This window comes from Clostridium sp. AF32-7AC, assembly GCF_003477925.1.
Classification (GTDB): domain Bacteria; phylum Bacillota; class Clostridia; order Lachnospirales; family Lachnospiraceae; genus Otoolea; species Otoolea fessa.
This window is the reverse complement of sequence record NZ_QUEG01000001.1, coordinates 22,434-29,560: the sequence shown is the minus strand read 5'-3', so window position 1 is coordinate 29,560 and position 7,127 is coordinate 22,434. Positions and strand designations below refer to the sequence as shown.

The 7,127-nt window shown below is 46.3% G+C and carries 5 protein-coding genes and 1 pseudogene; 5 read left to right on the top strand and 1 reads right to left on the bottom strand.

The features are described 5' to 3' along the window. A partial coding sequence (gene tnpA, locus DWZ45_RS00130) for an IS200/IS605 family transposase (RefSeq protein ID WP_118467742.1) occupies positions 1–302 on the bottom strand: 302 nt, incomplete at its 3' end. 359 nt (positions 303–661) lie between these two features. Between tnpA and DWZ45_RS00125 the strand changes: the two are divergent. The 5 genes and pseudogenes from DWZ45_RS00125 to DWZ45_RS00105 all read left to right on the top strand — a co-directional run bounded on the left by DWZ45_RS00125 (position 662) and on the right by DWZ45_RS00105 (position 7,082). Next, positions 662–1,873, top strand: a pseudogene (locus DWZ45_RS00125) (IS110 family transposase). Between the two features lie 476 nt (positions 1,874–2,349). After that, positions 2,350–2,859 carry a QueT transporter family protein gene (locus DWZ45_RS00120; protein ID WP_117796647.1) on the top strand — a complete coding sequence of 170 codons (510 nt, stop codon included), beginning with the start codon at positions 2,350–2,352 and terminating at the stop codon, positions 2,857–2,859. A 224-nt stretch (positions 2,860–3,083) separates the two neighbouring features. Beyond that, positions 3,084–4,475 (top strand): UDP-N-acetylmuramate--L-alanine ligase, encoded by a 1,392-nt coding sequence (gene murC / locus DWZ45_RS00115; RefSeq protein WP_118466999.1) that lies wholly within the window; start codon positions 3,084–3,086, stop codon positions 4,473–4,475. Between the two features lie 548 nt (positions 4,476–5,023). Beyond that, positions 5,024–6,088, top strand: coding sequence for a DnaD domain protein (locus tag DWZ45_RS00110; RefSeq protein ID WP_118293765.1), 1,065 nt, complete (start codon positions 5,024–5,026; stop codon positions 6,086–6,088). Further along, positions 6,075–7,082: an ATP-binding protein gene (locus DWZ45_RS00105; RefSeq protein WP_118466997.1), complete on the top strand. Its 1,008-nt coding sequence runs from the start codon at positions 6,075–6,077 to the stop codon at positions 7,080–7,082. Before DWZ45_RS00110 ends, DWZ45_RS00105 begins: the two co-directional genes overlap by 14 nt. The last annotated feature ends 45 nt before the right edge of the window (positions 7,083–7,127 follow it).

Below are 7,127 nucleotides of genomic sequence, written 5' to 3'. Positions count from 1 at the left end.
GAAAGAAACAACTGACGTGCCAGATTCCCCTTCATAATCTTTATCATGTCTGATATAAAAAATTGCGGTTTGCAATCCAGAAGTAAATGAATATGATCTGGCATAACCTCCATCGCCAGAATCTTAAATTTGTATTCCTCCGCAAGCCCATACAACATTTTTTTACATTCTGCGTCTATCCCATTTTTCAGGACCTGTTTTCGATATTTCGTGCACCAGACAAGATGATATTGCAAAGAATACACATATCCTCTACCATATGAAAGTGAATTTTCCTTAATAGTAAATATATCTTTTTCCATGTTTATATTATACCATATGCCCCCACATTTAGCAAACACTAGTTCTGTATCTTGATAAAAAATTTGGCACACCTAACTCATCACTACTACAATATATTTATGGGTAATCCCCTTACATCCAGTAAGGATTTATCCATCTCATTACTTAAACTGTTAGAATGTAGGATGCAATGGTATATCGACTTCATCACTAGGACTTAGCGTCCGTACTTTAGACTGATAACCAGCTCCTCATTCACAGTGTTCGTTTTATGCAGGTTGAATCACATTAAGTGCATTCGTGTCACACAGTAGTTTGAGCAGGTAATGAGTAAATCTGGTATTTATCCATTGTAATATTTTTAAGGAGTGACAAATTTATGAACGCAGTAGGTATCGATGTTTCAAAAGGTAAAAGCATGGTTACAATTCTAAGACCATTTGGTGAGATTGTATCCTCTCCTTTTGAGATCAAGCACACATCCAGTGATATCCTTTCACTAATTAAACTTATTCACTCTATCGAAGGTGAATCACGAATTGTAATGGAGCACACCGGACACTATTACGAAGTACTTGCTCAGCAATTTTCAGCAGCTGGTCTGTTTGTCAGTGCTGTTAATCCTAAGCTAGTCAAAAACTTTAATAATGACTCTCTTCGCAAAGTTAAATCTGACAAAGCTGATTCCATCAAGATCGCCCGCTATGCTCTTGACAAATGGCAAAATCTTAAACCATATAGTATTGTGGATGAATTGCGCACACAACTAAAAGCCATGAATCGTCAGTTTCATTTCTATGTGAAACAAAAAACGGCTATGAAAAATAATCTTATTAATCTCATTGACCAGACATACCCAAATGCAAATACTTATTTTAATAGTCCACCCCGCAGTGATGGCTCCCAAAAATGGGTTGATTTTGTCTATACGTATTGGCATGTAGATTGCGTTCGTAAAATGTCTCTAAATTCTTTTGTTAAACACTATCAAAACTGGTGCAAGCAAAAAAAATATATCTTCAATAAATCAAAAGCCGAAGAAATTTATACCCAGTCAACGGAACTTGTCCCGGTATTTCCAAAAAACGAAATAACCAAACGCATCATTAGACAAGCTATCGCTCAGCTTAACAGCACTTCCGCTACCGTCGAAACAATACGCATTCTCATGAATGAAACCGCCTCAAAACTTCCAGAGTACCCGATTGTTATGCAGTTTAAAGGGATTGGTCCATCTCTTGGTCCACAGCTTATGGCTGAGATCGGTGATATAACCAGATTTACACATAAAGGAGCCCTTACTGCTTTCGCCGGGGTAGATCCTGGCGTAAACGAGTCTGGCTCCTATGCACAAAAAAGTGTTCCAACATCCAAACGTGGGTCTTCAAATTTAAGAAAGACTCTTTTTCAAGTAATGGATGTTCTTATTAAAACAATGCCGCAAGATGATCCTGTATATCAATTCATGGACAGAAAACGTGCCTAGGGTAAACCGTACTATGTTTACATGACTGCAGGCGCTAATAAATTTCTCAGAATCTATTATGGACGAGTGAAGGAATATCTCTGTATTCTTTCTGAGTCAAGCTAATTCAAAACTTTTATTTGCAGACCAGCACTGCTTGTGGTGGTCTTATTTTAGTGCCTAATTTTAACCATGTAAAATTTTATATTTTTTTTCCCATTAAGTCTTGACTTTTTATTTGCAGGCTAAAGTAACGAGAATGCGGTGTGCCGTTTTTCAACTGTCTGTGCAGCATCCGGCACAAAATCATGTAGATTCTATTATACAGGAGATAGAAAGAAAGGGAAAGTGCTTTTTTATGGCAGAGTGATAGAGAAATAGAGAAAAAATTTTTGCCCGTGTTCCGTGTGGCCAGTGGCAGAACTTGCAGTGGCGATAAGCGAAAAGAAAACTTGTATTTCTATCTGCTCTATGTTATACTCATACCCGTTGCAAAGCCCGCAAAAACAAGGTCTTACAGGGCTGCCGCCGATTTCCGGCGTAAAATGAATCGAGTGTTCGTGACCTTCCACTCGTAAAACAAAACTAAAGGAGAATTGAATATGAAAGAAAACAACCTGAAAAACACGTATTTTCTGGCGTATGGCGCGGTGATCGCGGCCATCTACGTAGCGCTGACGATGGCATTCCAGCCGATCAGCTTCGGACCGGTGCAGTTCCGCATTTCGGAAGCACTCTGCATCCTGCCGTTCTTTACCCCGGCAGCGATCCCGGGACTCTTTGTCGGATGCTTTTTATCCAATCTGTTCTGCGGGGCAGCCGGATTGGATATCGTATTCGGAAGCCTGGCAACCCTGATCGGGGCAGTCGGCTCCTATGCGCTCCGCAAGAGTAAGGTTTTAGTATGTGTACCGCCGATCCTGGCCAACACGATCATTGTACCGTGGGTGCTCCGCTTTGCATACGGCTCTGAGGATCTGATTCCGTTCATGATGCTGACCGTCGGGATCGGCGAGGTGCTGGCAATCGGTGTGCTGGGAAGCATTCTTCTGGCGGCGTTAAACCGTTATAAAACCATGCTGTTCGGCAAGTGTCTGGCAACGGGACGCTAAGAAAAAGACATAACTTAAATGATATAAAAGATGCATGTTACAGACGGATCGCAGTGCGATGGCTGGCGTGTATCTTTTATTTTTTTTGCCTTATATTGACAATTTCATGTAAAAGAAGTTAAATTAAAAGGACGTGAAAACACAATGCCTCGCGGTTCCATATCGTTTTTCTATGGCGTCTGCGAAAACAAAAACCGCCTGCGGCGGGGAAGGAATGCACAAATATGAGTGAGAATGTATATCAGATTGATTTTAATAAACCAGAATCCGTCCATTTCATCGGAATCGGCGGTATCAGCATGAGCGGACTGGCAGAGATTTTGATGGACGAGGGATTCACTGTGTCCGGCTCGGACGCACACCGTTCGGAGCTGACCGATAACCTGGAGGCGCGCGGCGCGAAGGTATATATCGGACAGAAAGCGGAGAATATCCAGGATGGCATCGATGTGGTAGTCTACACGGCGGCGATTCACCCGGATAACCCGGAATTTCAGGAAGTAAAACGGCGCGGCATCCCGATGCTGACCCGTGCGGAACTCTTGGGCGAGATGATGCGGAACTATAAAAATGCGATCGCGATTGCCGGAACACACGGCAAAACGACAACCACTTCGATGGTGACGGAGATTTTCTTGCAGGCGAAAAATGACCCGACGATCTCGGTCGGCGGCATCCTTCCGGCGATCGGCGGCAACATCCGCGTCGGCGGACCGGAATTTTTCGTGACGGAGGCGTGTGAGTATACCAACAGCTTCCTATCCTTCTACCCGACGATGGCGGTCATTCTTAATATAGAAGAAGACCATCTCGATTTCTTCAAGGATCTGGCGGATATCCGTCATTCCTTCAAGCTGTTTGCCGAGCGCGTACCGGCTCAGGGCGCGATTGTCATCAACGGCGATATCGAGAACTATCAGGAGATCATAGAAGCGGCAAAAGGCAAGGTTATTACTTTTGGTCACAGCCGCGGCAACGATTACAGTGCCGGTGATATCCAGTATGACGATTACGCGCATCCGTCCTTCGATCTTTATATCGGCGGTGAGAAGAAAGAGCGCCTGACGCTCGGTGTGGCAGGTGAGCACAATGTATACAATGCGCTGGCAGCCATCGCTGTTTCCTTGGAAAATGGCATCTCCATGGACGCCATCCGCGTGGGACTGGCACATTTTACCGGAACCAACCGCCGGTTCGAAAAGAAGGGTGAGGTAAATGGATTTACCATCATCGACGACTATGCGCATCATCCGCATGAGATCGAGGCTACCTTAAAGACGGCGCAGAACTATCCACACAAGACACTCTGGTGCATTTTCCAGCCGCACACCTACACGCGGACGAAGGCATTTCTGCCGCAGTTTGCCGAGGCGCTCTCACTGGCAGATAAAGTCATTCTGGCGGATATCTACGCGGCGCGCGAGACGGACACGCTCGGCATCAGCTCAGAGGATATCGTGAAACTTCTAAAAGAAAAAGGAAAAGAAGCATGGTATCTGCCGACATTCGATGAAATAGAAAAATTTGTCATGGAACATTGTACACAGGGCGACCTGTTGATAACCATGGGCGCCGGAGACGTTGTAAATGTAGGGGAAAACCTCCTTGCGAAATAGATGCACTCCGAGTGTACATATAGTTATCCACATTATCCACATAGTTTTCAACATATTATGTAAAGGAACTATGTGGATTTTTTGCGCCTAAATGCGGAAATGGGGAAATGCCGAAAATGTTGATAAAATAAGGATTTTGTCGGAGGAAGGGTTATTTTTTGAAGATTTTTGAAGGCTTTTTCCACATTATCCACATTATCCACAATCAAAATAGTGGAAAAATTGGTCTAAAAGTGTCGGCCGCGAACCATAATTAGGAGTATTTCTTTTTAAAAAAAGGTATGTTATGATAGGAACAGACGCAGTGAGCCTGTGATAAATGGATGAAAACTGTCTTGTCCGGAGCAAAATTGTGGAAAAGTCCGGAAACAAAATCAAAACGGTGGAAAAGTAAGAAAACAGGAAGATTTGGATGGAACAAATAGAGAATATTTCAAAATAAAAGTAAAATACAGCAGTTTGAATGCTTCACACAGCCGCAGGCTGCTGATAGATAAATGGTAACAGGAAATGTGAGGACACAGAATGGCTAAGAGGGAAGTTAGAAGATGGGAATAGGACTCAAAAACCGGCTGGCGGTGGGCGCAACGCCGGTTCCGGACGTATTTATTGATACATATATGGCGGGAGCCAGTGGAGAATATGTGAAGGTATATCTGTACCTGCTCCGCCACCAGCAGGAGGAAGTCTCGATCGGACAGATCGCGGACGCGCTCAACCACACGGAGGCGGACGTGCAGCGCGCGCTGGCATACTGGCAGAGAGCCGGGGTGCTGGGAACGGAAGTCGGTGAAGAGGCACAGCGATCGTTTCAGGAGACGCCGGGACAGCAAATTTCGCCGGTTTTTGCTTCAACGGAATCCCTGGCAGGCGCTGGTTCCTTTGCGCCATCTACAAAAACTGCCGCGCGGGAAGCCGCAGCCTGCGATATGTCACGCCTGACCTCGGATGAGTCGTTTAAGCAGCTCATTTATATTGCCCAGCAGTATTTAAACAAGCTGCTCACACCGACGGACTGCCAGATTCTTGGAAATCTCTATTCGAATCTGGGATTTTCCGGGGAATTGCTGGAATACCTGATTGAGTACTGCGTGCAGAACCATCACACCAGCCTGCGCTATATGGAAAAGGTGGCGCTCGGCTGGCATAAGCGCGGCATCAAGGATGTGGAACAGGCGAAAGCGAGCGGCAGGGGCTACACGAAGGGTTCATTCGCGGTTATGCGGGCGATGGGGCTTTCGGACCGGAGCCCGGCGGAGGTCGAGAGTGAATTTATAGAAAAATGGTTCTGGGAGTACGGTTTCACGCGCGAGCTGATCGTCGAGGCGTGCAGCCGCACGATCCGGCAGATACATAAACCGTCGTTTGACTATGCAGACAAGATCCTGCGGGATTGGAAAAATGCCGGGGTCAAGAGCTTCCGGGATGTGTCAGAGCTAGATAAAAAACGGAAGGAAGAAGGCGGGGCGAAGCGCCGGCAGGCGTCTGCAGGCAGCAGCCGTTCTTCCAACCGGTTCCACAATCTGGAGGAACACGGATATGATTACGACGAGATGGTATGGAGCATGATAAACGGAGCGCAGAAGACAGGAGGGGACGATGGCACTCAGTAATTCGCAGTATGAATCGATCATGCGTGTTTATAACCGGACACAGCTTCAGAAGAAACATGAGCTGGACGCGCGGGTTGACGAGGTCTATGAGAAAATACCGGCGATCCGGGAGATGAACGACGCGATCGCCGCCGCGGCGGTCAAGAGCGCGAAAGAGCTTCTGGCGGGCGATGCGGACGCGGTGAAACGTCTGCGAGGGACAATCGCAGACCTGAAAGAGCAGCGCCAGGTGCTGATGAGCGCCTACGGCTATCCGGCGGACTATCTGGAGATGCAGTATAATTGTCCGGACTGTAAGGATACCGGGTACAAAGACGGAAAAAAATGCCACTGTTTCCGTCAGCGGGAGATCGATCTGTTATACGCCCAGTCGAATATCCGGGAAGTGCTGGAGCGGGAGAATTTTTCTCATTTTTCCTATGATTATTTTGATGACACGAAGATCGAGCCGCGTAGCGGCAAGACTGCCCGCGCGTATATGGAGCAGGTGACGGCGTTCTGCCACCACTATGTGGACGGATTTAAAGAAGAAAAGGGAAATATCTTATTTACCGGAAAAACGGGGCTTGGAAAGACGTTTTTAAGCAACTGCATCGCGAAAGAGCTGATTGAGCGCTGTTTCAGCGTCGTGTATCTCCCGGCGGTGGAGATGTATGAGATATTTTCAAGGGATCTCTTCGCAAACGATGCGACCGATGAGGACCGCGACCGATCCCAGTATTTATTAGAGTGCGATCTGCTGATCATCGACGATCTGGGGACGGAACTGGTGAATACGTTTACGACTTCCCAGCTCTTCTATGTGGTCAACGAGCGCTTAAACCGGAAGAAAGGCACGATCATTTCCACCAATCTGCCGACCAATGAGATGCGCGACGAGTTCACCGACCGGGTTATGTCACGGATCATGAGCCAGTATCAGATCATTCCGCTCTACGGCGAGGATATCCGGATCCGAAAAAAGCTGAAAAACCGGTCATGGGTTGACTTATAAGGGACATAATGATATAAAAGAGACGTTAGAATGCGCTAACACATG

What these genes read in the sequence shown, in the direction of transcription:
- DWZ45_RS00120 (WP_117796647.1), top strand. Translation starts at nt 2,350, where the DNA reads ATGAAAGAAAACAACCTGAAAAACACGTATTTTCTGGCGTATGGCGCG.
- murC (WP_118466999.1), top strand. Translation starts at nt 3,084, where the DNA reads ATGAGTGAGAATGTATATCAGATTGATTTTAATAAACCAGAATCCGTC.
- DWZ45_RS00110 (WP_118293765.1), top strand. Translation starts at nt 5,024, where the DNA reads ATGGGAATAGGACTCAAAAACCGGCTGGCGGTGGGCGCAACGCCGGTT.
- DWZ45_RS00105 (WP_118466997.1), top strand. Translation starts at nt 6,075, where the DNA reads ATGGCACTCAGTAATTCGCAGTATGAATCGATCATGCGTGTTTATAAC.